This is a genomic window from Algoriphagus sp. A40 (assembly GCF_002002735.1).
In the GTDB taxonomy this organism is placed as follows: Bacteria; Bacteroidota; Bacteroidia; order Cytophagales; family Cyclobacteriaceae; genus Algoriphagus.
This window is the reverse complement of sequence record NZ_MUNY01000045.1, coordinates 83,757-108,565: the sequence shown is the minus strand read 5'-3', so window position 1 is coordinate 108,565 and position 24,809 is coordinate 83,757. Positions and strand designations below refer to the sequence as shown.

22 protein-coding genes and 1 tRNA gene are annotated in these 24,809 nt (G+C 43.1%); 11 read left to right on the top strand and 12 right to left on the bottom strand.

The features are described 5' to 3' along the window. Positions 1 to 15 precede the first annotated feature (15 nt). Both B0E43_RS07985 and B0E43_RS07980 read left to right on the top strand, forming a co-directional pair. Positions 16 to 630 carry a hypothetical protein gene (locus tag B0E43_RS07985; RefSeq protein ID WP_077348426.1) on the top strand — a complete coding sequence of 205 codons (615 nt, stop codon included), beginning with the start codon at positions 16 to 18 and terminating at the stop codon, positions 628 to 630. Continuing rightward, positions 630 to 1,616, top strand: coding sequence for a hypothetical protein (locus B0E43_RS07980; protein ID WP_077348425.1), 987 nt, complete (start codon positions 630 to 632; stop codon positions 1,614 to 1,616). Before B0E43_RS07985 ends, B0E43_RS07980 begins: the two co-directional genes overlap by 1 nt. A gap of 645 nt (positions 1,617 to 2,261) precedes the next feature. Here the strand turns inward: B0E43_RS07980 and B0E43_RS23160 are convergent. From B0E43_RS23160 to B0E43_RS07965, 4 genes are all read right to left on the bottom strand, one after another. Then, positions 2,262 to 2,492, bottom strand: coding sequence for a Fic family protein (locus B0E43_RS23160; protein ID WP_139352700.1), 231 nt, complete (start codon positions 2,490 to 2,492; stop codon positions 2,262 to 2,264). A 12-nt stretch (positions 2,493 to 2,504) separates the two neighbouring features. Continuing rightward, a complete protein-coding gene (locus tag B0E43_RS23155) occupies positions 2,505 to 2,855 on the bottom strand; it encodes a hypothetical protein (RefSeq protein WP_254423386.1) in 351 nt (116 codons plus the stop codon). A gap of 397 nt (positions 2,856 to 3,252) precedes the next feature. Next, entirely contained in the window at positions 3,253 to 4,467 is a 1,215-nt protein-coding gene (locus B0E43_RS07970; RefSeq protein WP_077348424.1) for a site-specific integrase, read from the bottom strand. A gap of 358 nt (positions 4,468 to 4,825) precedes the next feature. Further along, positions 4,826 to 4,914 (bottom strand) — tRNA-Ser (locus B0E43_RS07965). 475 nt (positions 4,915 to 5,389) lie between these two features. On the opposite strand from B0E43_RS07965, the gene B0E43_RS07960 reads away from it, so the two are divergent. Both B0E43_RS07960 and B0E43_RS07955 read left to right on the top strand, forming a co-directional pair. Next, entirely contained in the window at positions 5,390 to 5,644 is a 255-nt protein-coding gene (locus B0E43_RS07960) for a hypothetical protein (RefSeq protein ID WP_077348423.1), read from the top strand. 241 nt (positions 5,645 to 5,885) lie between these two features. Continuing rightward, entirely contained in the window at positions 5,886 to 7,187 is a 1,302-nt protein-coding gene (locus tag B0E43_RS07955) for a hypothetical protein (RefSeq protein ID WP_077348422.1), read from the top strand. Between the two features lie 11 nt (positions 7,188 to 7,198). Here B0E43_RS07955 and B0E43_RS07950 read toward each other — a convergent pair whose 3' ends face one another. The 4 genes from B0E43_RS07950 to recQ form a co-directional block, all read right to left on the bottom strand. Then, a complete protein-coding gene (locus tag B0E43_RS07950; RefSeq protein WP_139352699.1) occupies positions 7,199 to 7,654 on the bottom strand; it encodes a gliding motility lipoprotein GldH in 456 nt (151 codons plus the stop codon). Next, positions 7,647 to 9,035, bottom strand: coding sequence for a regulatory iron-sulfur-containing complex subunit RicT (ricT, locus tag B0E43_RS07945; protein WP_077348420.1), 1,389 nt, complete (start codon positions 9,033 to 9,035; stop codon positions 7,647 to 7,649). The genes B0E43_RS07950 and ricT overlap by 8 nt, the downstream gene beginning before the upstream one ends. Before the next feature lie 131 nt (positions 9,036 to 9,166). Further along, positions 9,167 to 10,456, bottom strand: coding sequence for a phosphoribosylamine--glycine ligase (gene purD / locus B0E43_RS07940; RefSeq protein WP_077348419.1), 1,290 nt, complete (start codon positions 10,454 to 10,456; stop codon positions 9,167 to 9,169). 15 nt (positions 10,457 to 10,471) lie between these two features. Further along, positions 10,472 to 12,649 (bottom strand): DNA helicase RecQ, encoded by a 2,178-nt coding sequence (gene recQ / locus B0E43_RS07935; RefSeq protein ID WP_077348418.1) that lies wholly within the window; start codon positions 12,647 to 12,649, stop codon positions 10,472 to 10,474. 98 nt (positions 12,650 to 12,747) lie between these two features. Here recQ and B0E43_RS07930 point away from each other — a divergent pair, with 98 nt between their 5' ends. Further along, the gene (locus B0E43_RS07930) at positions 12,748 to 13,716 is read left to right on the top strand and encodes an SIS domain-containing protein (protein ID WP_077348417.1); all 969 of its coding nucleotides are present in this window, start codon (positions 12,748 to 12,750) and stop codon (positions 13,714 to 13,716) included. A gap of 6 nt (positions 13,717 to 13,722) precedes the next feature. Continuing rightward, positions 13,723 to 14,799 (top strand): mannose-1-phosphate guanylyltransferase, encoded by a 1,077-nt coding sequence (locus B0E43_RS07925; protein WP_077348416.1) that lies wholly within the window; start codon positions 13,723 to 13,725, stop codon positions 14,797 to 14,799. 131 nt (positions 14,800 to 14,930) lie between these two features. Here the strand turns inward: B0E43_RS07925 and rlmB are convergent, their stop codons facing one another. Next, the gene (gene rlmB / locus B0E43_RS07920; protein ID WP_077348415.1) at positions 14,931 to 15,707 is read right to left on the bottom strand and encodes a 23S rRNA (guanosine(2251)-2'-O)-methyltransferase RlmB; all 777 of its coding nucleotides are present in this window, start codon (positions 15,705 to 15,707) and stop codon (positions 14,931 to 14,933) included. Further along, positions 15,680 to 16,915 carry a GWxTD domain-containing protein gene (locus B0E43_RS07915; protein WP_077348414.1) on the bottom strand — a complete coding sequence of 412 codons (1,236 nt, stop codon included), beginning with the start codon at positions 16,913 to 16,915 and terminating at the stop codon, positions 15,680 to 15,682. The genes rlmB and B0E43_RS07915 overlap by 28 nt, the downstream gene beginning before the upstream one ends. A gap of 61 nt (positions 16,916 to 16,976) precedes the next feature. On the opposite strand from B0E43_RS07915, the gene B0E43_RS07910 reads away from it, so the two are divergent. Further along, positions 16,977 to 17,753: a bifunctional 2-polyprenyl-6-hydroxyphenol methylase/3-demethylubiquinol 3-O-methyltransferase UbiG gene (locus B0E43_RS07910; RefSeq protein WP_077348413.1), complete on the top strand. Its 777-nt coding sequence runs from the start codon at positions 16,977 to 16,979 to the stop codon at positions 17,751 to 17,753. A 4-nt stretch (positions 17,754 to 17,757) separates the two neighbouring features. Here the strand turns inward: B0E43_RS07910 and B0E43_RS07905 are convergent, their stop codons facing one another. Both B0E43_RS07905 and B0E43_RS07900 read right to left on the bottom strand, forming a co-directional pair. Further along, entirely contained in the window at positions 17,758 to 18,285 is a 528-nt protein-coding gene (locus B0E43_RS07905; RefSeq protein ID WP_077348412.1) for a DinB family protein, read from the bottom strand. Positions 18,286 to 18,354: 69 nt separating this feature from the next. Continuing rightward, positions 18,355 to 21,342 carry a DUF2723 domain-containing protein gene (locus B0E43_RS07900; RefSeq protein WP_077348411.1) on the bottom strand — a complete coding sequence of 996 codons (2,988 nt, stop codon included), beginning with the start codon at positions 21,340 to 21,342 and terminating at the stop codon, positions 18,355 to 18,357. Positions 21,343 to 21,513: 171 nt separating this feature from the next. On the opposite strand from B0E43_RS07900, the gene trxA reads away from it, so the two are divergent. From trxA to B0E43_RS07880, 4 genes are all read left to right on the top strand, one after another. Further along, positions 21,514 to 21,834 (top strand): thioredoxin, encoded by a 321-nt coding sequence (gene trxA / locus B0E43_RS07895; protein ID WP_077348410.1) that lies wholly within the window; start codon positions 21,514 to 21,516, stop codon positions 21,832 to 21,834. An 87-nt stretch (positions 21,835 to 21,921) separates the two neighbouring features. After that, positions 21,922 to 23,346, top strand: a complete 1,425-nt coding sequence (locus B0E43_RS07890) for a rhodanese-like domain-containing protein (RefSeq protein ID WP_077348409.1) — start codon at positions 21,922 to 21,924, stop codon at positions 23,344 to 23,346. Positions 23,347 to 23,553: 207 nt separating this feature from the next. Next, positions 23,554 to 24,135, top strand: coding sequence for a YeeE/YedE family protein (locus tag B0E43_RS07885; protein WP_077348408.1), 582 nt, complete (start codon positions 23,554 to 23,556; stop codon positions 24,133 to 24,135). A 14-nt stretch (positions 24,136 to 24,149) separates the two neighbouring features. Beyond that, complete coding sequence (locus B0E43_RS07880; protein ID WP_077348407.1) at positions 24,150 to 24,644, top strand: YeeE/YedE family protein; 495 nt, start codon at positions 24,150 to 24,152, stop codon at positions 24,642 to 24,644. Positions 24,645 to 24,809 lie beyond the last annotated feature (165 nt).

Sequence of the window (24,809 nt, the reverse complement as noted above, 5' to 3'; positions counted from 1 at the left end):
AATTAAATCAATAGTATGTCACGTTTGAACAATTACCTGAAAGCAATTAGCGTATCATTCTTGCTCACCTCGTCCATTAATGCCCATTCACAGGAGTCAATTACTTTATATGGAGAACAACCTTTACAATTTACATCAACTGGCACGGGCCTTTATACCAAGTCTGCTATTTACAATGCTCCCTCCTATGGATTATTAATTGATCTGGTAAAGAAATCCGATGTCCCTTCAGGTATACCCATTGATTTCGAAATTGATGCCAGAGGTGGGGGGCATAATTTTTTATTTATTAAAGGTTCAACTGGCAATATTGGGATTGGAACTGCAAACCCTTCCTATAAACTGGACGTGATTGGAACAATAAGGGCAAGAGAAGTCAAAGTGGATATGAGCGGAGCTGACTTTGTTTTTGAAAAGGATTACGGCTTGATGCCTTTGGAGGAATTGGAGGTTTTTATCAACGCCAAAAAACACTTGCCTGAGATTGAGACAGCAGCGGAAATGCAGGCTGAGGGAGTGGAATTGGGTGAGCTAAATACCAAGCTTCTTCAAAAGATCGAGGAGTTGACCCTATATGTAATTGGTCTTAAAAAGGAAATTGAAGAATTGAAATCAAATCAAAAAAACTAATGAAAACTCGACTGAGAATATTTTGGGGATTGTTCTTTCTCCTTGTAACCAATTTTAATCTGTTGGCTCAAAACAATACTTTTCCAACTACTGGGAATGTGGGGATAGGGACAACTTCTCCTGCACAAAGTCTTGAAGTCGACGGGATGGTTCGGATTACAACTATGAAAAATAGATACTTGCAGATAGGGGGTTTAGGCGTCTCAGATAATTTTGCATACATAAGTTCGGGAGGCCAAAGTAATGGAACCGGTTTAAAGTTTGAAACAACAAATGGTCCTTCGGTGGTTTTCGGTGCTACCCGTATGACAATACTGAACGACGGAAATGTGGGGATAGGGACTACTTCACCACTAGTTAAACTTCATGTAAATCACTCTGGCACAGGTCAGTCAGTTATTCTTGCTCATGGGGCTGATATAAATTTTCGTTTGGTTACAAGGCAAGACCAAACAGTAAATAGTGATGGTTCAGTTTTATCGGAGTTGGGAATGGAATATGGTACTGCAAGAAATACTGGTATCCGGTTTCATAGAGGATTCTCTACAACAGGAGGCTTTATGTCCTTTACTACGGATTCGGGGATTGAGAGATTGCGTATTACCACAAATGGGAATGTTGGTATTGGAACTGCTGCACCCGGGCACAAACTTGACGTGATCGGAACAGTAAGAGCAAGGGAAGTCAAAGTGGATATGAGCGGAGCTGACTTTGTTTTTGAAGAGGATTACGGTTTGATGCCTTTGGAAGAATTGGAGGCCTTTATCAAAGCCAATAAACACCTGCCTGAGATTGAGACTGCTGCTGAAATGGAGGCTGAGGGAGTGGAATTGGGTGAGCTAAATACCAAACTTCTTCAAAAAATTGAGGAGTTGACGCTGTATCTGTTGATCCAGGATAAGGCGATTGAAAATTTAAATAATGAGAATAGGCAATTGAAGGATTTGGATTCGAGAATTAGAATTTTGGAAAATCAGTCGAAGTAGGTGGAGACTCCTTTTTTAAAGCAGCATGGATTGATGGAGTGTTCATACAAAACCCTTGCAACTTAGAAATATTCTCGTCCATTTATTGGCGGTTTTCGGGAGGTTATGAGGACTTTTAAACAGATTTTTATGGCAGATTCATTATTTCTCCAAATTGCTTAGTATTTCGAAATTTCAATTTATATTTACTTCATAATCAGGATCATAAGGAGGAATTGGAAACTGGTGAATTATTCGGTGAACACTGTTGCACTCGTTGAAATAACTGTCAGAAAATCAGATTGAAATGGAGTTTGGTTCAAATCCTGTTACGCTTCCCATACCACTCATAATCACTGTTACTGTTCAGCATAATGATCACCAGGTTTTTGAAAGTTTTCATTTCTTCTGGCTCGCCGGATGCGATGTAAAGCGTCAAGCTGCCAAGGGCATCGCTTCCAGACGAGTTAGTTGGACTTCCACCAAATTCAGAGAACTCTGTTGCCCCAAATTCACCTCATGAGGATTAATACCATTTTCTATAACTCAAAATCACAAAATAAATGAGCTATAGAGCGACGCTTTATTGCTCATAATAAAGAACAGACCAAAAACTGCGCATTTTACGGCATGACCAGCTGACATCCATTCAGATTAAGTCTCCAATCACATGTTCCTGTTAAGCACACTGATCACCAGTTTCTTTACGGTTTCCATTTCTTCCGGCTTACTGGAAGCGATGAAAAGCGTCAAACTAGCCAGCGCATCGTTGCTGATGACGGTGTCTCCCTCTGTGCCGTAAAGCATTCGATTGGCCTGGAGAAAAAGAAGAAAACAGGCCGCTGCTATCCGCTTATTCCCGTCTATAAACCCGTGATTTTTGACGATCAGGTACAAAAGTGTTGCTGCCTATTCCTCTAATGAAGGATGAAAATCCTCGTTGTCAAATCCTTTACCGATCTGGGAAATGGCACTTTCAAAGCTTCCATCTTTCTCTTTTCCAAAAACTCCTGATTCAAAATCAGAACGCATGGAGGATATCACTTGCTGGTATTCTTCCAGGCTAGGAAATACAGCAGGCCGCTTGTTTAGACCCTTTTTGTCCAGGTTTTCGTGGTCATAATCGTCTAAGAGCTCTAAGCCCTTAGCAAATTGATTTAGGCAGCTCAGGTTTTGATCCTCGGCCTTTTGCTCAATTGCCCGACTTAGGATTCTGATGCCGTTCTTGAGGGTTTGAACTTCCTGCTGCTTTTGTGCCAATCGTTGTTCGTTAACAGCGTATCCTTTTATCAGGTAATCTTTTAGTCGTAGGGTAGCCCAGATACGAAACTTAGTTCCTTATGGCGATTTGACACGGTAGCCAACCGAAATGATTACATCTTAATTGTAAAATGCTATGGGTTTGTCGGATAGAGCAATATGCATTTTTTGCATATTGCTTTTTTCATCAAGCTCTCCCTCATTGAATATATTCCTTATATGTCGGGAAATTACAGATTGATCTCTTTGAAAGAGACTTACAAACTGCTCTTGAGATAACCATACAGTGTCCTGTTCAAACTTTACTTATATTTGGGTTTGGCCATCTTGACCTTGTATATTTCAATTTTATTTTCCATTGGCTTGATCTCTTTTAGATTGAATTTCTTGATAGAGCTTAGGAAAGTTTTTCTCTCAAAGCCATCATGTCATGACTGATTTTGGTGTCAAGAATCCGTGCATAATGTTGGGTTTGCTTGATGGATTTATGGCCCAGCATTTTGGAAACCGTCTCAATCGGAACGCCATTTCCCAAGGTAATCGTTGTGGCAAATGTATGCCTGGCGATATGGAAGGTCAGAGGCTTATGGATCCCGCAGACATCGATAATCTCCTTCAGATAGGAATTCATCTTCTGGTTGCTCAATACCGGCAGGACTTGTGATCCATTCTCACAGGAGGGATGCTCTTTGTACTTTTCGACCAATTGCAACGCCTTTGGCAACAAGGGGAGTCGAGTGGGAGTATCGGTCTTTTTTCTTTTGGTAAATATCCACTGCTCTCCATCTATGCCGGTAACAATTTGAGACCTGCTCAGGCGCTTTACATCGATATAAGCCAATCCTGTATAGCAGCTGAAAAGAAAAATGTCCCTCACTTGTCTAAGCCGCTCTGTCGGAAATTTCTTTTCCTCTATGATAGCAAGCTCCTCGGGTGTCAAATAAACCCGGTGCACTTCCTTCTTCACCATTTTAAAACGGATAAATGGATCCCGGTCCAGCCAGCCGCTTTTTAAACAAATTAGGACGATCTTTTTGAAATTGCCCAGGTACTTCACCGTGGTATTGTGGCTGCAATTCTGGACAGTTTTAAGCCAAAAGGAATAGGAAGAGATAAACTCGTAGTCCAGAGACTGGATTTCCATGTCTTCCTTATTGTATTTCCACTTCATGAACGCCTTGGTATGGTCGAAGGAAGTTCGGTAGCGCTGTAGTGTACCCGGAGCAAACTCTTTGTCCAAAAGGGCTGCTACCTGCTCATTGTGCTCCTGAAAAATCTCCATGATCATCTTTTTCTTTTCAGTTACACCGAGAAGAATGTTTTTGATTGCTTCAGCGGTGATTGCTTGATCATGGTCCAGCAATACTTTTTTGGCTTGGAGAGCTTTGTAGTATAGGGTATCCAGATAGGAATTCAGGGTTTTACCTTCTTCTGTATTCCCAAATGCCCTTCCGGCAGTGGCATTCCACTTAAAAATAGGCCATAACCTTTTGGTGGATAGCTCCTTAGCCACTCCGTCAACTGTGATTCGAAGGTAGATATAACTTCCTTCATTTTTGTTTTTTTTGGCTTGCTTCAAAAAGAAGAGCAAACCGAAGCTTTTTTCTAACATAATTTGGATAGTTAGGTGGAACAAAACTCAAAAAACAAGCTCTAAATCACAAGATGTTCACGTATTGAACATGTTGAAAATCAAAATACTATATCAATTCCAGTGAGTCTTTTTTTTCCAATTGCCGAACTACACGAATGACGCACTCGAATTATAGGCAATTGTGAAAATTTTACGGGTTCCGCCAATAAAAAAGCCTGTAAAACGATTGTTTACAGGCTTTTCCTTTCCGCTGTCCTAATTAGCTGAAATTCTGTAATTATCAGAAAATCAAATGATTAGATTTGTTAAAGAGCTAAAAAAAAGAAGCTACAGATTTCTCAATCTCGTAACCCCTTGTTTTTCAGTGTGTTAATCGCAGAGGGTGGGGGATTCGAACCCCCGGTACAGTTTAACCCGTACGGCAGTTTAGCAAACTGCTGGTTTCAGCCACTCACCCAACCCTCTATTCCCGGTTAGCTCCTTGGCTAAAGTGTTGCAAATATAATCCAATTGAAAAGATTTAAACAAGCTCTATTGGCTTATCAGACCTTCTTTCGTGGAAATCAGATTAATTACCTGGAAATCAAGTTGAATTTTTTTCAAACAGCCAGCATTTCTGGCAGATTTACGTTGGAATGGTGTCATGCCAAATTGATGCCTAACCTGCGGGGTGCCCATTTGTAGGGATTTCGCCGCATCTGTGCTATAAAGGAAGTTGGAATCCTTTCAGGTGGAGGTTTGGCTTGCCAGCTAAAGATCCAAAACAATCTACAATTTCAAACAAAGGAAAGTCTCAGCCAAGAAAGGTTTGAAAAGAAAATTAATCCACTCGATAAGGTGAAAATTTTTTCTAAATTTTTTAAAAAATACCCAGTACTGGGTATTTTTGGAATGTTTTAGGACTCTATTTTTATCAAACAATATCAAATTTGTTTTTGCTATGATAATTCAGACATCTATCTGTGATTTTTTGATTGAGGAGAGTGGCAAGACGGACGGCTGTGTGTTCGTTTATTCAGATTCTTTGGAGGAAATTCAGAGGCTTTTCGGTTCTTCGGAAGTTGAATATTCCCTGAAAGAGGACTGGAAATTCAGGGTTTGTACCTGCAAACAAGATTTAGCTAATGCCTTGATTTTAATGGTCAAAGAAATCAATTATCAGAACTTCGAACAGGGAAAATTCCAGCAAGTTTAAAGTCAGGAGACTTTCTGGCTCAAGAAAAAGAAAAAAAATTCAAAAATAAATTCAGATGCTTTTTGGTCCATTTCTGGGACGAAAAGCATTTTTTGTTTTCGAACCTTCTTTTTTATGCCTTTATTAGAATATTATATTGATATTTTGAAAAATGTGATATTTAATTCTATAATGTGCTTCTTTTTTTTAATAAAATTTTTTTGAAACTTTCGAAAAGTCACCCATTTATCACCCAAAAGTTTTGATAAGTACAGAAAGTATCGAAAGTCTGATCCCGGATTTCTTGATGGAATCCAGGCACTTCTACCTCGTAGTTACGGATGTGGATGGAAGGGTTTTGAAATTTAACCAGAGTTTTGAAAAGATCAGTTCAGACCCGGTAGACCTTTCGTTTTCTGATTTTCTTTCTCCAAACTCAAGCTCGGAATTTAACTATTCGTTGGAGCTCATGCTTGGGGCACCAAAGATGAGAAGGCATTTGATGCTGGAACATCCTGCGATCAAGGCTGAAGGTTTTTCTCAGGTATGGTGGGAATTTTCTGTTGTTACTACACCTGATATGGATATATCCGGAATTATAGGGATTGGAGTTGGAATGCAATTTTTGGAACAGGAAATGCCCTGGAACAATTTGGTAGACGTCCTTGGTTTTGGCAAAATTGTGCTTGACAAGGATTTGCACGTACAAAAATGGGATGAAAGGATTTTGGAGTGGTTTGATCCGGAAGCTGAAAGCTGGGAAAATCGGGCATTGGTAGAAATCCCTGCATTGAAAGGAAGTGCCCAGCTAAAAAATGTTTTAGAGTATATCTCCCAAGAAAGCAAGCCTAAATGTTTTCTTTTTAAATCCAATTCATCCAGCCTTCCTTTCTTTGCTGCCTTATTGACTCCAAGTCTGGAGGGTTATCATTTGTTTTTGGTACCCAAAGAAATCCCCAAAACTACGGTTTCCGAGAAAGGCCTCGTTCCGGCTCATTTGCTTTCAGCTATGCCTGGGGCTGTTTTTGTTTTGGAAAAATCAGGGAAGCTTTCCCAACAAAATGAATCTGCCAAAAATCTTGGCCGAATCTGGAAAGGCAGGGCTTATTCCGAGGGTTATTTCCTGAATTTTCCCAACCAGCAAAACCGATTTTCAAAACTGGTAAGAGCCATTGAGGAAGCAAAAAAAGGTCGAAGTTCAGACCTGGAATTGAAAATGCTCATGCCGGACCAAGAGTTTTCTTTTTGGACTGCAGGATTGAGACCTTTAGCTATAGAAGGCGAAGAGCAAGAAGGAATTTTGATCCAGGTGGTGGATATAACTGCACTCAAGTCGCAGCTTGTTCAGACAAATCGGGAAAATGAGCGTCTTAGAGATTTGGCACTCAGTCCTTCCCATATTTTGAGAGGGCCGCTTTCATCCATGATGGGTATAATCGACCTGATAGATGCAAAGCAATTGAATAAGGAAAACCAGAAACTGTTCAGCTATCTGAGACCTCTGACCAAAGAGCTGGACCAAATCATCCGACAGCATGCCAAAAAAATGAGCACCTTCACTTGAGGTGCTCATTTCTATTTTAGGATTTTCAATCCCACGGCTTCTAATCCGGGAAGGTTTTCCTGTCTCATGTATTGCAGTAAAACCACCTCCTTGGTCTGTTCTGGTAGCTCAAAAGGTAAAGTGTCATAAAAAGTAAACGTATTTCCAAATCCCCCTCCTTTAGGCTTGCCTGACTTGGAATCAAAGAGCGGCACATTGATGAGTTTATTGTCAAGAATCTTGCCTGTGGTATCTCTGCTGATTACACGGATGTAGCAATTGGAAAAGGGATATTCATCATTGAATCTGACCCCGATGAGTTTTTTCCCTCGATTTTCTTGCAGGTCCTTTAGGTCAAATGCTACTGTGTCTTTTTCATTCCATTCAAGTGTCTGGAAAGCATAAAACTCCTCATACACCCGATCCTGTGAACAGGAAAAGGTGAAAGCCAAGAAAACCAAAAGAATCCAACCTTTCCAATTATTCATTTCCACCGTTGTTTGGACCTTGATTTCTTCGTGGAGGGAATTTTCTATTCCCTTCCTGTTTGACCTCGGTAGGTTTGTTAGACTGATTTTCGGGCTTAGGACCAGCCGCTTGGTTTGGACCAGGCTTAGGCCTGTTTCTATTTTTGTTTTTCTTTTTTCGGTGCTCTATTCCTTCTTTTGCCTCAGGCCTTTCAGTCGCTTTGATTTCCTGGGCTTTCGGCTGAGGAGCAGCTCCGGAGGATACATTTTGGCGATTTTGTGGTTTGCCGGGTTGTGGTCTTCCTTGCTGGGCCTTTGGTGGTCCTGGTTTGGATGGTTGGGCAGCTTTTGGGGCAGTATCTGCCACCGGATTTTCACCTTGGGGTCTGTTTTTGGTCTTCTTCTTTTTCTTCTTTTTGGAAAATTTCTTGTCCAAAAGTTCGAGTTCCCGAGTGGATTGTGCTGCCAAATCCACCATATCGGTAGACTTGTCTACCTGAAGATTAAAGACTTTGATTCCTTGTTCGTTCAGCGCCTGAATTTCTCTAACCCGGTCACAGGAGATGTTGTGCCAGTCGTTGTCGTTGTTGTAGCTGAACCACATCAGCTTACGGAAAATGTCGGTCTTTTGAAGCTTTGCCGGTCCGGATTCGGTTTGTAAGGGTTTTTCTACCTGTGGAATGTCCTTGATCGCATCCATGTAGGTGTCCAACTCATAGTTGAGACAGCACTTCAACCGACCGCATTGACCGCTGAGTTTCCCGGGGTTGAGGGACAGATTTTGATATCTTGCGGCAGAGGTGGTTACGTTTTTGAAATCGACCAGCCAAGTAGAACAACATAATTCACGTCCGCAAACACCTATTCCTCCCAATCTTCCGGCTTCCTGACGAAGTGAGATTTGCTTCATCTCCACGCGGATTTTAAACTCTCCCGCGAGGGCTTTGATTAATTCCCGAAAATCAACACGGTCTTCGGCGGAATAGTAAAAAGTTGCTTTGGAATTGTCCGCTTGGTATTCCACATCAGACATTTTCATCTGAAGTTTATACTCATCCACAATTTGCTTGCAACGGTAAAGCGTTGGGATTTCTCGGTTTCTAGACTCTTCCCACTTTTCCATGTCTTTTTGAGTGGCCACCCGATAGATCCGGGTAATGTTGTCGTCATCCCTGACTTTCCGCTTTTGCATCTGCAAGCGAACCAATTCTCCCTGAAGAGAAACGTATCCGATGTGATGACCATTCGGTACATCTACCACCACAGGGTCACCGGTATGGAGAGTGAGGTAATCGACATTTCGGAAATACTCTTTCCGGCCTCCTTTGAATTTGATTTCGACAATGTCAAAATTGTCAACTTGGGGAATTCCCATGTGGGAAAGCCAATCAAAAGAGTTCATTTTATTGCAATCGCTCGTTCCGCAGCTACCATTGTTTTGGCAGCCTCCGGTACCTCCTGAGGAGGTGGAGCAGGTACTACATCCAGCCATAATTTATATTCAGGGCTTTCGCCTCGATTAGTTCTTTGGGTTTAATTAATCAATTTTAAGATGTCCTGACCGATATCCCTGCGGTAATATGCTTTCTCCCAGCTTATTTTTTCTACCGTCGCAAAGGCGTTTGTCAGTGCTTCGTGCAGGTCCTTGCCAAAACCTGTAACAGCGATCACACGGCCACCCTGATTGACAGGTTCGCCTGCCGAGTTTCGACTTGTCCCGGCGTGGAAAATTACACTTTTCTCTACTGTTGTCGGTAGAGAAATCGGGAAGCCTTTTTCGAAAGATCCGGGATATCCACCGCTTACCATAACCACTGTAGTAGAATACTCTGGGGAAATGACCAGCTCATACTCAGCGAGTGTTTCTGTCGCGATCCCTTTGAGCAATCCCAGGAAGTCACTTTGGATCCGTGGCAACACAGCCTCTGTCTCAGGGTCACCCATCCGGACATTGTATTCGATTACTGAAGGTTCTCCGTTGTTATTCATCAGACCTATAAACAGGAAGCCTTTGTAGTCGATCTTTTCTTTTTCCAATCCTGCAATGGTCGGTATTACAATCCGCTCCTCCACTTTTTTGATGAAATCGGCAGTTGCAAAAATAACGGGGCTGACAGCACCCATTCCTCCGGTATTTAGTCCGGTGTCCCCTTCTCCGATGCGCTTATAATCTTTCGCCTCAGGAAGGATTTTGTAGCTTTTTCCATCTGTCGCAACAAAAACAGAAAGCTCAATTCCGCTTAGAAATTCTTCCACCACGACTTTGGAGGAGGCATCTCCAAATTTGGCTTCAAGCAGCATTTCTTTTAGTGAATTTTTTGCCTCTTCCAAATTCTCGCAGATTAACACGCCTTTTCCGGCAGCCAAGCCATCGGCTTTGAGTACGATTGGAAGGTTCTGTTTTTCCAAATAGGCTAACCCAGCTTCAATTTGATCTGCAGTGAATGTTTCATAAGCTGCTGTAGGAACGCCGTTACGCTGCATAAAGCGTTTGGAAAAATCCTTGCTTCCTTCAAGAGTTGCGCCGAGTTGGGTCGGTCCGACAATAGGTAAATGCGCAGTTTCAAGTTTTGATTTCAGAAAATCTACCAAGCCTTTGACCAAGGGTTCTTCTGGTCCTACGACGACCAGGTCAATGGCATGGTCAAGAATGAATTTGTGAATACCTGTGAAATCTGTGACAGCAAGAGGTATATTTTGAGCGATTTCGGCAGTACCGGCATTTCCAGGCGCCACAAAAAGCCGGGTACATTCCGGACTTTGTACAATTTTCCAAGCAAAGGCATGTTCTCTGCCTCCGCTACCCAATAAGAGTATATTCATTGACTCGTTTCGTTTTTAATTGGCATGCTCTGAGATGAACTTGATCCGATAGACCCGCAATTCGTCTTCTGCGAAGTCCTCGTCGCCCAACTCTTCCAATGCCGCTTTGATATGATCGCTTTCCGCATTCATGAAATAATCATGGAGAGTATCTTCCCGCTCCTCATCCATGATGTGTTGAATGTAGTAATCGATGTTTAGTTTAGTTCCGCTATAGATGATCTGCTCAATTTCCTGAAGCAGTTCACCCATTGAAATATTGAGATTTTCTGCAATCTCATCCAGGTCGATCTTGCGGTCAATCTGCTGGATAATTGAAATCTTAACTTTGGATCGGGCTCCGGCTGTTTTTACAACTACCTCAGTTGCAGTTTCGATTTCATTTTCCTCAACATAAGCTGTTATCAGCTTTAGAAATGGTGCCCCAAATTTGACAACTTTTCCCATACCCACACCATTGATCTGTGCAAGTTCTTCCTTGGTGGTGGGATAAACTGTCGCCATTTCTTCCAAAGAAGGATCCTGGAAAATGATGTATGGCGGAAGGTTTTTTGTTTTGGCTACACGCTTTCGCTCTGATTTGAGCAATTCAAACAGCTTCTCATCATAAGCTGGGCCGGTGCTGATCTGAACTTCCTGAGTTTCTGATTCAGTGAGTTTTTCAAAATCATGATCCTTGAACAAATCCACAGTATAAGGGGAATCCACGAAATCCGTTCCTTTTTGGGTGAGCTTCAAAAGGCCATAATTCTCAATGTCTTTTTCCAAAAGTGCATTAATCATCGCCTGTCGGATCACAGAGGTCCAATGCTTTTCTGACTCTTCTTTCCCCTTACCATATACAGGCAGCAGGTCATGCTGGTAGCTTTGAACATAATCGTCCGATTCTCCGCGAATCACCTTGACCAAATGTTCCAGGCTAAACCGCTCGTTGGTTTGCTGGACGGCTTCTAAGGCAACCAGAAGGTAATCCATGCCTTCATAGGTCTCTCTTTCCCGCTTGCAGTTATCGCAGAAACCACAGTCTTCATTCAAGGTTTCCCCAAAATAATTCAGAATAAACTTTCTTCTGCAGACACCGGTTTCGGAATAGGCGGCCATTTCCTGAAGCAGGATTTTGGCGTTTTCACGTTCCGTGACAGCCTTGTCTTTGTTGAATTTATCAAGCTTTACGATGTCCTCGTATCGATAGAACATCAGACAATGCCCCTCTAATCCATCCCTGCCAGCCCTACCGGTTTCCTGGTAGTATCCTTCCAGTGATTTTGGCACATCGTAGTGAATCACATATCGTACATCGGGTTTGTCAATTCCCATTCCAAAGGCAATAGTTGCCACGATTACATCCAACTCTTCATTGAGAAAATCATCCTGGGTTTTGATCCGAACCGACGAATCCAATCCTGCATGGTAAGGTGCCGCATTGATTTGGTTGACTTTCAGCAGCTCTGCAATTTCCTCTACTTTTTTTCTGCTGAGGCAATAGATAATCCCTGACTTTCCTTTGTGCTGCTTGATGAATTTGATCAAAGATTTTTTGGACTCATTTTTCACCTTTGGACGAATCTCATAAAAAAGATTAGTCCTGTTGAATGAAGATTTGAACAAATCCGCCTCTTCCATTTGCAGGTTTCGCTGGATGTCCTGTTGAACTTTTGGGGTGGCAGTGGCTGTGAGAGCAATGATCGGGAGATTCGGTGCTATCTGTCCGATAATGGATTTGATTTTTCGGTATTCGGGCCGGAAATCATGTCCCCATTCAGAAATGCAATGGGCCTCATCGATGGCTACAAAACTCAAATGCGCGGATTTCAGGAAGGCAACATTCTCTTCCTTGGTCAGGGATTCCGGTGCGACGTACAGGAGCTTGGTTCTTTTTTTCAACACCTCATTTTTCACCTTGTTCGATTCAGACTTGGTGAGGGTGGAGTTTAGAAAGTGGGCGTTGACCCCGATCGCATTGAGTTGGTCGACCTGGTTTTTCATCAGGGCAATCAGCGGGGAAATGACGATGGCTGTCCCCTCAGATACCACGGCAGGAAGCTGATAACAAAGCGATTTGCCTGCCCCGGTGGGCATAATCACGAAGGTATTCCGGTGATTGAGCAAATTGTCTACTATGAGTTCCTGGTTCCCACGGAACTGGCTGAATCCGAAGATTTTCTTAAGATCTGCTTTGACTTTTTCCTCCACGAGAAGAATCGGCTTAGTGGGTGATGAATGCCTGTTAACAGGAATGAACGATTAGTTTTTATACCTTTGTTCAAAATTAGTGATTAACACAGGTAAAATTGAATTTAGCTAAAAATATTAGATATACAGCCAAGCGGGTTTTGCAAAATGAAGCAAATGCCATCTTTAACCTGATCGATTTTATAGATGGGGATTTTGAGGCCTGTGTGGAGAAAATTCTTACTGGCAAAGGCCGTGTGGTGATTACAGGAGTGGGAAAAAGTGCCATCATTGCCAATAAAATTGTGGCTACCCTCAATTCCACCGGAACACCTGCTCTTTTCATGCATGCCGCTGACGCCATTCATGGCGATTTGGGGATGATTTTGGAAGAGGATATCGTAATCTGTATTTCAAAATCCGGTAATACTCCCGAAATCAAGGTCTTGGTGCCACTTTTGAAAAAGCTGGGTTCTGTCCTTGTAGCTTTAGTTTCCAATACGAATTCCTACCTGGCCGAACAGGCAGATTTTGTTCTCAATGCAACCATAGGCGAGGAAGCTTGTCCTCACAATTTAGCTCCAACCACTTCCACTACAGCCCACATGGCCTTGGGGGATGCCTTGGCAGTATGTTTGTTGGAAGCAAGAGGCTTTACCTCTGATGATTTTGCAAAATACCATCCTGGAGGATCACTCGGGAAGCAACTTTACCTAAAGGTAGGTGATGTACTTTCCAAAGGAATAATTCCGATAGTTCATGAAGATGCCGGGCTGACGGAGGTGATAATTGAGATATCCGGAAAGCGCCTGGGCGCCACTGCTGTGAATGATCCGGAAGGAAATCTTACGGGGATAATTACTGATGGGGATCTCAGAAGAATGCTCGAAAAAACACTGGACATCCAGGCCCTGAAAGCCAGGGATATAATGACCGTGAGTCCAAAGACAATTTCAAAGGACGAATTTGCCATTCGTGCCCTGAATCTGATGCGCAATCACAATATCACCCAATTAGTTGTTTTGGATGGGGGAAAAACCGCAGGTTTTGTCCATATTCATGATTTGATGAAAGAAGGCATAGTCTAACTCAGCATGCAAGACAAACCCTACATTGTGATTATGGCTGGGGGGATTGGTTCCCGATTTTGGCCATATAGCAGAAATAACCGCCCCAAGCAATTTTTGGACATACTGGGTACGGGCAGGAGCCTGCTTCAGATGACTTATGACCGTTTTTTGGAAACTGCCGGACCGGATCGATTTTATATTGTCACCAACCAGAGCTACCGTGAACTGGTAATGGAGCAATTGCCCGATCTCAGATCTGAGCAGATTCTTACCGAGCCACTCAGGAGAAATACAGCGGCCTGTGCGGCTTATGCCGCGTATAAGATCCATACGATTGACCCAGAGGCTACTCTGATTGTCACACCCGCCGACCAGCTGATTCTGCAGGAGGCCCGTTTTATTACGACAATCGAAAAAGCTGTGGAAGCAGCCAAAGTAAAAGGAAGGTTGATCACCCTGGGAATCAGACCCAACCGGGCTGAAACTGCCTACGGATATATCCAATATCTCGAAAATAAAAATGGGGATTCGGCGATGAAAGTCAAGACTTTCACTGAAAAGCCGAACCAAAAGCTCGCCAAGGCTTTCTTGGAGAGCGGTGATTTTGTCTGGAACTCCGGGATGTTTGTCTGGAAAGTCTCAAGCCTCTTGGATGCCTTCAGTGAAAACATGCCCGATGTGGCTGAGACTTTCGAGGAGGGAAAAAATCATTTCGGTAAATCCACCGAGCAGGAATTTATCAACAGGGCCTATTCCCTTGTCAAAAACGTATCTCTTGACCTGGGTATTATGGAAAAATCCGACAACGTTTATGTCATTCTGGGAGATTATGGATGGTCTGACTTGGGGTCTTGGCACAGCTTACACGATTTGCGTGATAAGGATGAAAACAATAACGTGGTGGATGCCAATGCTCTGCTTTACGAAACTAAAAACTGCTTTGTCAAGGCCAAAAATGACAAACTGGTGGTAGTAGAGGGATTGGAAAACTATCTGATCAGCGAATCAGAAAATGTCCTGCTGATCTGCAAGCTTGATGGGGAGAAAAAATTCAGAGATTTTGTGGCCAATGCCAAAAAGAAAGGGGAGGACTTCGTCTGAATAAGGTTACCTCAATTTTTCAAACATGAGGGTTTTATTTTGTTTCAATTTTCAATTAACTAACTCAATGATCAATTTTCAGAGCCCTTTACTCCAAGCTTGAGAATTGATCATTGGTAATTGAAATTTGATCATTTTTTCCGCTGTCTGATGGCTTCGTAGATCGCCACTCCCGCTGACACGGACACATTTAAACTTTCGATATTTCCTGCCATGGGAATTTTTACCCGGTCATCGACGATTCCCATAATTTCCTGAGAAATACCATCCTCCTCTGATCCCATTACTAACGCAACCGGAGACGAAAAATCTGCGTCATACATGACCTTCTCTGTTTTTTCGGTGATCGCGACCAGCGTCAATCCCATCTTTTGCATGTCACGACACGCATAAAATAGGTTTCTGACTCGAGCTACGGGTAGGAAGTTTAAGGCTCCAACGGAGGTTTTGATGGCATCTGAATTGATCTGTGCACTTCCTTTTTCCGGGATGACGATTGCATCCACTCCTGCACATTCTGCAGTTCGGGCGATTGCGCCGAAGTTTCTCACGTCAGTGATGTGATCCAACACCAAAATCAGGGGCGCTTTGCCAATTGCAAAACAATTGTCGATCACATTGTCCAAGGATGCATACTCGATGGAAGACATCTGGGCGATTACACCCTGATGATTTTTTCGGGTGATCCGGTTCAGTTTGCCATCCGGCACTCGGACCACAGGGATTTTTACTTCCCGGCATAGTTGAAGCAATTCCTTGATCAAGTCATTGTTCAGCTCCTTTTGAACGAGCACTTTATCGATGTCTTTGCCGGCGTTGATGGACTCCATCACGGCTCGGGTACCGAATATAAAATCTTTGTCAGTGGCTGCTTTTTCGATCAGAAAGCCATCTTTCCGCTTCTCCATTGGGAAATGTTTTTGAACCAAATCGGCTGATAAGCCCGAGATCGATTCAGGGTGTAGAAATGTGGGCTGAGTAATGTTTTAGCCCGGGCAAAGGTAAACCTAATTTTTGAGCTCTCGTCCATGCCTGCATAAGACCAGACTTCTCTGTCCAGGTAAAAATTAACTTCACGGGGAGGTCCCATCACCATATAGACCATTCCGCGGTCTGTTTTCCAGCCTTCTTTGAAGTCAGTGAAAAGAATGTTGGCAAATTCCACCATGCGGAAATAGTTCCGGATCAATTCCTTAGCGATCTCCGGATTACGGGTAAGGGTAATCCAATATTCATCGAGGGCTTTTTTCTTGTCCTCCGCCAAAAGCAAGGCTTCGTGTTCTTTTCGGGTGGAGATATAAGTCACCATCTGTACCATTTCCTCCCAATCTTTGACTTTTGGGAACGATTCATGGGTTGTTTTCAGTAAAAGTCCGGTAGAAGCGGAAGTGTCGGTTTGGAAAAAATAGTATCCTTCATCATTGAGTTGTTTTGGCAAATTGGGTAAAAAGTCGCCTTCATTGATTACCTGAAGCTCTTTGGGGATATCTGCAGGACGTGTTTCCATTGGAGGAAAAGGCACATCAAATACCATAGGGTAGAAAAATGCATGGATCGAAGGAGATTTGACCGTTTTGAACATCAGGGATTCCTCTTTGTTCAGATAGGCTTGGTCAAAAGGAACTTCGTTGGCATAGTAGGCTCCAAAATCCGGGTGGCCCGCAACAAAAGAACTTTTCAGGTCAATATGGTAAACATATTCATCTCCTTGACGGGTGTCCAATACGGTCAGAAAGGCAATGGCTGTTTCTTGAGTCGCAGGTATTTCCAAAGATTTTTCAAAAATCCAGTGCCGCTCGGTATCAGCTTTTAGGTCGTTTTGGGTAAGGAGCGTGGTAATTTCCGGTAGAATTTCCTGATCGTAAGAATTGAGAATCGAAAAGCTGAAACTGAAATTGGTAAATGCCGGATTTTCTTCGATTTTCTCAACGACAAACTGGACTTTAAAGCTGCCTTCCCCGGTTTTTACAGGGATGATTTTGAGTCCCAAACGGGAATAAAGAGAATACCTGAGCGCTTGATCGGTGGATGAGAGTGTTTTTTGGGCAAAAGAAAAATTAGGGATACTGAGGACTGACAACAAAAAAAAGAAGTATGGGATAAGGAATCGATTCATTGGGTCTTAATCTCGGGTTTTAAAAATTAGACTTACTTTTGCCAAAATACTAAAATTTCGAATGGCTACCTATACAACGGAGATCGCTTCTGACAAGTTGATCAGCGACAATCCAATCCATCAGCGACTGCTCAAAGCCTACATTGCTGCCAAGCCCTGGGTTTCAGGTGATTTGTTGGAAGTCGGCTGTGGAGAAGGCCGTGGGGTAGAAGAATTGCTTCCATTGGCGAGCAGTTATATTGGCCTGGATAAAATTGGCGAGGTGATATCCATGCTGAAATCAAAGTATCCGGGTGTGGATTTTCGACAGGCTGTCATTCCCCCATTTGTAGGTTTTGGGGACAATTCATTTGATACGATTGTGAGCTTTCAAGTGATTGAGCATATTCCGAACGACCGGCTTTTTCTTCAGGAAATCTACCGGATGTTGAAGCCGGGTGGTAAAGCCATTATTTCTACACCTAACAATACACATACCCTCTCTCGCAATCCATGGCACGAACGGGAATACAAACCTAAGGAATTGATCGATCTGGCTTCTAAGATTTTTGACAAAGTAGAGGCAAAAGGAATCGGCGGAAATGAGAAAGTCTGGGCCTATCATGAGGCAAATAGAAAGTCAGTTCAGAAAATCATGCGCTTCGATATTTTTGACCTTCAATACAAACTTCCTGCTTCGGTATTGAGAATGCCCTATGAGATTCTAAACCGGATGAACCGAAACAAGCTGCATAAGCAACAGGGAAATTCTGTGGTGGAGATCACCCATGAGGATTTTCCTTTGGTGGAGGATCCAAAAAAGGGGTTAGACCTATTTTATATCCTTTGGAAGAAATAATGGGTTATTGAACTCCCTGAGAAGCATCCCACCATCCCTTCATTTTTCGGATATACAAAATTTGACCCGTATGGTAGGCATTGTGTGAGGAAATGTTGGCAATGGAAGTTGTCCATTCCTTTAATTGCTCATCGCTTGCCTTTGTAACTTCGGATTCCCAGGTTTTCATGACAAGGTCTAATTCCTCTACAGTTTTCGCCCATGTTGTACTGTCCAATTGGGAAAAAGTCTCGGTATTTTTTCCTTTATATTCTTCCTCTTTATTTCCCTGAAAAGAATTCAAGAGTCTCCGATTCCAAAAAAGAAGGTGAGAAGTAAGTTGGGCGATCGAGTGATTCTCAGTGGAGTCCTTCCAGTTTGCCTGTTCTACGCTTAGGCCTTTTACGGCGTTATTTATCGGGACAAACCATTCAGCTTTAGAGTGGGAGTTGATCAATTGTTCCTCCAGGACTGAACGGATATTACCTTCAGGCACCTTTTCTTGGCAGCAAAACAACAGGAGAATGAAGAGGAATGGAAATAGCTTATTCATAGTTTGCGAAAGATCTATTTCCTTGAATTTCAACAAAAAAAGTCAGGATTTCCTGACTTTTTTTGTTGATTAATCTTGTCTCTGTAAAACTCCCGGAGATTGACTTTCCTGTCCTATCAGTGATTCCAATCTTAGCTTGAGGCTTTGTGCCTCCTCCTGGTAGCCTCTTTCTTCCAAAAGCGGGATGAAATATTTCACCATTTCGATCGAAATCATCATGTCCCGATCATATCCACGGTCCTCTTTCTGATAAAATTCGATCATATCCAGCGATCTCTTAGAGATTTTCTCGATGATATCGAGCGCTTTTTCGTCTTCGCCAACTTCAAAGAATAGAGGAACTGACTGACCACTGCTCAGGTCATAAGGGATAGCCTCGTTTGGCATGGTTTTCAGTCCGTAATTCAGCAAGGTAGCTGCCTGCTCCATTTTGTTTTCATCCAAAAGTGCCATGGCAATGGTATTGAGCGAACTTCTGTGATTGGATGCGAATCTGCGATATTCTTCATCCAGATAGGCATTCGGATCGTCCATGCCGCGGAACGCGAATTTTTCCATGTAATTCTGGTAGGCAATGTCCGTGTTGACCAATTCATCACGCACATGATCCGGTTTGCGGATCGGCAACAGGCGGTAAGTCATACCTTCCATCACCACATGTTCCTCAATATTTATTCCTATAGAAGACAGTGAGGTATTGTTGAAGTAGATCGGTCTTTCCCAATTGTTGCTCACGATTAGATCGATCAGCATCAGGGTGCCCTTGGTGACATATTGCCCCTTGATCTGAAGGTTCATTTGCGGAGCAAAAAGATCTTTGAATTGGGGTGGTACGATCTCTGGGTTGTTGACAAAACTGCTATCCACTTCCAGTATTAGATTGCGGGACGGAACCATATTTACGACACTTTTTCCGCCGGTCTTCATCTTCAGCAGGTCCGAACCTGAGTTGATCAACTTCAGGTATTCATTGGCTGAGATTGCATTCAGGTTTTCTTGCTCCGCTACATACAGCACGTCATTGGTTCCCTTCTGGTAGCGCTCTTCTGTCAATGAGAAAGGTAGTGCAGCTGATTCATTGACCGGTCTGGTCATTTGTTCCACATACCAGTCCGTATCGAAGTAGCTCAAAACGATTACTCTTACATCAGTTCTGAAATTTTCCACCTCCTGCACATACCAAAGCGGGAAGGTGTCATTGTCACCTCCGGTGAAAAGAATGGCATTCGGAGCGCAGGATGCCAAGAAGTTTCTGGCAGAATCCACCGAGAAGTAGCGGCCTTTTCTGTTGTGATCGTTCCAGTTTTGAGTTCCCATCAAGGCTGCGACAGGCAGGGTAATCAAGGTGGCAATGATCGCTCCGGTGCTCAGATTCTTGGTGATTTTACCCAAACCATGTGCAATCGCAAGAACTCCCAATCCAGCCCAAATTGCAAAAGCATAGAAACTACCTACGTAGATATAATCCCTCTCCCTAGGCTCAACCGGAGGAGAGTTCAAATAAAGCACAAGCACCACTCCCATCATCAGGAAGAGCATCAGATTGACATAGAAATACTTTGGATCTTTCTTTGCCTGGAAGAAAATCCCGATCAATCCCAAGATCAAAGGAAGCATCAGGTAATTATTGTGCCCTTTATTCTCTTTGATATAATCCGGGTATTTGTCGCCGAAGGCATCTGTCAAGCCTATCCAAGGAGCATCGGTAAAGTCACTTTCCCTGCCGGAAAAATTCCACATGAAATACCTCCAGTACATGTGTCCGAGCTGGTGGCTGAGCATGAAATAAATGTTATCTCCGAAAGTCGGTTCCTGACCTTCCTTTAGTCCCAACTTGGAGCGATAGATCCGCTTATGATTTTCCTGAGTGGAATAAATCCTTGGTAGAATAGTGGTTTTTGTGGGATCATAAGTGTTTTTCAGCTCGTAATCCACGATCTCGTACTTGTCCTTGCCCTTCATATAGACCGGAGCACCTTCTTCCTGGGACACCAGCTGTGCCGTATAGTACTGTCCATGTAGCAAAGGACGATATCCATATTGTTCCCGCTTCAGGTAGGAAACATAGCTCACAATATCCGCAGGGCCGTTTTCATTGATGACGGGATCCTGATTGGCCCGAATGATGATCAAGGCATAGCTACCATAGCCGATCAGGATAAATGTAAGAGAGAGCAAGATGGTATTGAGCAATGGTTTTTCCCGGTTCATGGAATACCTGATGCCATAAATCAAAGCTCCTAAAAACAGGAGTAGGAACACGATGATTCCAGCACCAAACGGTAAACCCATGCTGTTGACAAAGAAAATCTCCATCGAACCGGCAATGCTTGGAAGTCCTGGAATGATCAGGTTATTGATGATGATCAAAGCAACACCACCCAGGAACATAGCATAAAAAGCACCTTTGAGGGAAGGATTTGAATATTTTTTGAAATAATAAACCAATGCCAAAGCCGGCAAAGTCACCAAATTGAGCAAGTGAACACCGATCGAAAGCCCAACCAAATAGGCGATAAAAATCATCCAGCGGTTTTCTTCCTTGGGATCTTTGATTACTTCCCACTTCAGAAAAGCCCAAATCACAATGGCGGTGAAGAACGATGACATGGCATAGACTTCAGCTTCGACGGCTGAAAACCAAAAGCTGTCTGAGAATGCATAGATCAATGAACCGACGATTCCAGAACCCATTAGGGCAATAATCTGACCTTTGGACTCCTGACCTTCTTCGATGGCGAAGATTCTTTTTCCAAAAAGTGTAATGGACCAAAACAGGAACAGGATTGTGAAACTGGCAAACAAGGCACTGCCTACGTTCATCCAATAAGCCACCTGCAACCCATCTCCAAATGCCAAAAAACCGAACATCTTATAGACCAACAGCATGAATGGCGCTCCCGGAGGATGGGGTACTTGGAGTTTGTAGGACACGGCGATGAATTCCCCCGGATCCCAAAAACTGGCGGTTTGCTCCACTGTGAGAATGTATACCAAGGTCGCAACGGCAAAAATTACCCAGCCGGTGAAATTATTGATCTGCTTATAATTGAGCATTAAAACGATAAATTAGTCGGGGCGAAAATATAAAATTTTACTCCAAGTCCGGGTTTTTTAGCACTTTTTAAAACTCCTGAGCATTATAGTACCAAAATCTCCTGTGACAAAAATTACTGTAGATTCCGGCAAGTGAGTCTACTTTTGTAGAGTAATTAAAAAGGAAGACCAATGAGTGCCAAAACAAAAACATTTCAAGAACTGATAGATGGAGAAACACCGGTTTTGGTGGATTTCTTTGCTACCTGGTGCGGTCCTTGTAAAATGATGCAGCCGGTATTGGAAGATGCCTCCCGTCAATTGGGAGACAAGGTGAAAATCGTGAAAGTAGACATTGACCGAAATCCGCTTGCTGCCAGTAAGTTTCAGGTGAGAGGAGTGCCAACATTGATCCTTTTCCACAAAGGAAAAACCCTCTGGAGGCAGTCCGGCGTAGTTCCTGCACATCAACTGGTTCAGATTCTGAATTCAAATCTTCTTGCAAATGCCTGACCTCTCTGTGACTAAAGTCATTTTGAAACAGGTTCCTGAAAGATAATTTTGACAAAGTTTTAACAGAAATTCAAAAGATTAAACCATATGAAAATCGAACAAATCTATACCGGATGCCTTGCTCAGGGAGCTTATTACATAGAGTCAGATGGCGAAGCAGCTGTGATCGACCCACTGAGAGAAGTTCAGCCCTACATCGAAAAAGCCGAACGCAGAAACGCGAAAATCAAGTATGTTTTTGAAACACACTTTCACGCTGACTTCGTGTCCGGACACCAAGATCTGGCTGCAAAAACCGGTGCAAAGATTGTCTACGGTCCGACAGGAATGAAGCTTGGATTTGATGCAATCATTGCAGAGGACAATCATGAATTTACCCTGGGAAAAGCCAAAATCAAGTTGATTCACACTCCCGGTCACACAATGGAATCTGCCTGCTATTTACTTTTCAACGAAGAAGGAAAGGCCGAAGCAATCTTCACAGGCGACACCTTGTTTATTGGTGATGTGGGACGTCCGGACCTCGCACAAAAAGTAATAGCAGACCTGACTCAGGAAAAACTTGCAGGTCATTTGTATGATTCTTTGAGAAATAAACTTCTGCCTCTTTCAGATGATCTGATCGTGTATCCTGCGCATGGGGCTGGTTCTGCCTGCGGCAAAAACATGAGCAAAGAAACTTCAGATACATTGGGCAATCAGAAGAAGACCAATTATGCGCTTCAGCCGATGACCAAAGAAGCCTTTATCAAGGAAGTTTTGAACGGTTTGACTCCACCACCCGCCTACTTCCCACAGAATGTGATGATGAACATACAGGGATACGACAGCATTGATGAGGTATTGAAAAGAGGCGTCCATCCTTTGACTCCCGATGAATTTGAAGCCGCAGCCAATGAGACCGGGGCCTTGATTCTCGATACCCGTGCTCCAGAGGTTTTCGCCAAAGGATTTATCCCCAACTCCATCAATATCGGAATCGACGGAAGTTTTGCTGTATGGGTAGGAGCGATGATACCCGACCTCAAGCACGAAATCCTGGTAGTGGCGGAGGAAGGCCGCGAAGAGGAGGTAGTGACCAGACTTGCCCGAGTTGGATATGATTATTGCATCGGCTATCTGAAGGGCGGGTTTGCTTCCTGGAAAAATTCACCAAAACATGAAGTGGACTCGATTACATCAATCTCTGCTGACGAATTGGCAAAAATCAAAGAAGGCGATCCTGATATCCACATTCTGGATGTAAGAAAGAATTCTGAATATCTGTCGGAGCATGTGGTAGACGCTGAAAATGCTCCGCTGGATTACATCAATGACAGCATGTTGAAAGTTGATAAAAACAAAACCTATTACGTGCACTGTGCAGGAGGATACAGATCCATGGTATTCAATTCTGTACTCAGAGCAAGAGGTTACGACAATTTGATCGATATAGCCGGCGGGTTCAAGGCGATCAAAGAATCAGAGAAAATCAAGGTGACCGATTACGTGTGCCCCACAACCTTGCTCTGATTAAACGCGAGAAAAGTTGCTTAATTCAAAATGGCAGGCCTTCGGGTTTGCCATTTTTACTAGTAGTCCTTCCGTTGTGATCAAAGTCACAGTGAAACAATAAATTAAGGAGACAAATTTGCCCCACTTATTCAGGAAGATAAACTGAATTGAAAAGCTTTATTATTCTATCCTGAATTCCAACAAAACGAAAAATTAAGATCAAATATGAATCAGTTTATTGAATGGATTTCTCAACCCTGGCCTTGGTATATAGCCGGGCCGATGATTGGATTGACGGTTCCGGCGCTCCTAATTCTTGGAAATAAGACCTTTGGAATTTCATCCTCGCTTCGCCACATCTGTGCGGCCTGTGTACCGGCAGGAATCCCGTTTTTCACCTACAATTGGAAAAATGAAATGTGGAACCTCCTCTTTGTTTTAGGTGTGGGGATTGGAGGATTCTTGGCAGTGACTTTCCTGGCAAATCCGGAATCAATCGTCATTTCAGAAGCAACTCAAGCAGACTTGGCAGCCTTGGGAATTACTGATTTCAGTGATTTGATGCCTTCGGATATTTTCTCATGGAGCAATCTATTTACAGCCAAAGGACTGTTGTTCTTTGTGGTTGGAGGATTCTTGGTTGGATTTGGGACAAGATATGCCGGTGGCTGTACTTCTGGACATGCGATCATGGGCATCAGTAACCTCCAGTGGCCATCTTTAGTTGCCACCATCTTCTTTATGATTGGTGGATTCCTGATGACACTTGTTTTGATGGAGCCTTTGATGAAAATGGTTGGATTCTAATTATTGACAAAAAAATGAAAGTAGCAGAAAAGAACATAGTAATTGACCGGGATGAGAATTGCGCAGCACCCAATCTCAGATCAGAGCATGACAAAGGTTTGGAATTGCTGAAGTACCTGATTTTAGGGACTTTATTCGGGATTGTGTTTGTAAAAGCAGAGATAATCTCTTGGTTTAGAATCCAGGAAATGTTCCGCCTCCAATCGTTCCACATGTATGGAGTGATCGGATCAGCTGTGGTGACCGGCATTATTTCAATCCAATTAATCAAGCGATTGAATATCAAAACCATCCACGGGGAGACCATCCTTATTCAGGACAAAGTATTCAAAAAAGGCCAAGTGATCGGAGGATTCATATTTGGTTTGGGTTGGGCAATCACCGGTGCATGTCCGGGACCCTTGTTTGCCCAGATCGGAAGTGGGTATAGTGTGGTTTTGGTGACTTTGATCTCGGCATTGGCAGGGACATGGGTTTACGGTAAGTTTGCCGACAAGCTGCCGAATTAACTTAGGCAAAATTGCAAAAGCCACCTTTGAGAAAGGGTGGCTTTTTTAGTTAAAAACCTTTTTGACGATAAACCGAATCAGCAAAATGATTGTCACCAAAATCCCTCCGACAATGACAAATTCCATAAGTGTCTCTTTTTGGTAAAACTAGGCCCGGCGAGCAAT

Excerpts from the sequence above, each read along its gene's own strand:
- B0E43_RS07985 (WP_077348426.1), top strand. The coding sequence starts at position 16 with ATGTCACGTTTGAACAATTACCTGAAAGCAATTAGCGTATCATTCTTG.
- B0E43_RS07980 (WP_077348425.1), top strand. The coding sequence starts at position 630 with ATGAAAACTCGACTGAGAATATTTTGGGGATTGTTCTTTCTCCTTGTA.
- B0E43_RS07970 (WP_077348424.1), bottom strand. The coding sequence starts at position 4,467 with ATGTTAGAAAAAAGCTTCGGTTTGCTCTTCTTTTTGAAGCAAGCCAAA.
- B0E43_RS07960 (WP_077348423.1), top strand. The coding sequence starts at position 5,390 with ATGATAATTCAGACATCTATCTGTGATTTTTTGATTGAGGAGAGTGGC.
- B0E43_RS07950 (WP_139352699.1), bottom strand. The coding sequence starts at position 7,654 with ATGAATAATTGGAAAGGTTGGATTCTTTTGGTTTTCTTGGCTTTCACC.
- ricT (WP_077348420.1), bottom strand. The coding sequence starts at position 9,035 with ATGAACTCTTTTGATTGGCTTTCCCACATGGGAATTCCCCAAGTTGAC.
- purD (WP_077348419.1), bottom strand. The coding sequence starts at position 10,456 with ATGAATATACTCTTATTGGGTAGCGGAGGCAGAGAACATGCCTTTGCT.
- B0E43_RS07925 (WP_077348416.1), top strand. The coding sequence starts at position 13,723 with ATGCAAGACAAACCCTACATTGTGATTATGGCTGGGGGGATTGGTTCC.
- rlmB (WP_077348415.1), bottom strand. The coding sequence starts at position 15,707 with ATGGAGAAGCGGAAAGATGGCTTTCTGATCGAAAAAGCAGCCACTGAC.
- B0E43_RS07915 (WP_077348414.1), bottom strand. The coding sequence starts at position 16,915 with ATGAATCGATTCCTTATCCCATACTTCTTTTTTTTGTTGTCAGTCCTC.
- B0E43_RS07910 (WP_077348413.1), top strand. The coding sequence starts at position 16,977 with ATGGCTACCTATACAACGGAGATCGCTTCTGACAAGTTGATCAGCGAC.
- B0E43_RS07905 (WP_077348412.1), bottom strand. The coding sequence starts at position 18,285 with ATGAATAAGCTATTTCCATTCCTCTTCATTCTCCTGTTGTTTTGCTGC.
- B0E43_RS07900 (WP_077348411.1), bottom strand. The coding sequence starts at position 21,342 with ATGCTCAATTATAAGCAGATCAATAATTTCACCGGCTGGGTAATTTTT.
- trxA (WP_077348410.1), top strand. The coding sequence starts at position 21,514 with ATGAGTGCCAAAACAAAAACATTTCAAGAACTGATAGATGGAGAAACA.
- B0E43_RS07890 (WP_077348409.1), top strand. The coding sequence starts at position 21,922 with ATGAAAATCGAACAAATCTATACCGGATGCCTTGCTCAGGGAGCTTAT.
- B0E43_RS07885 (WP_077348408.1), top strand. The coding sequence starts at position 23,554 with ATGAATCAGTTTATTGAATGGATTTCTCAACCCTGGCCTTGGTATATA.
- B0E43_RS07880 (WP_077348407.1), top strand. The coding sequence starts at position 24,150 with ATGAAAGTAGCAGAAAAGAACATAGTAATTGACCGGGATGAGAATTGC.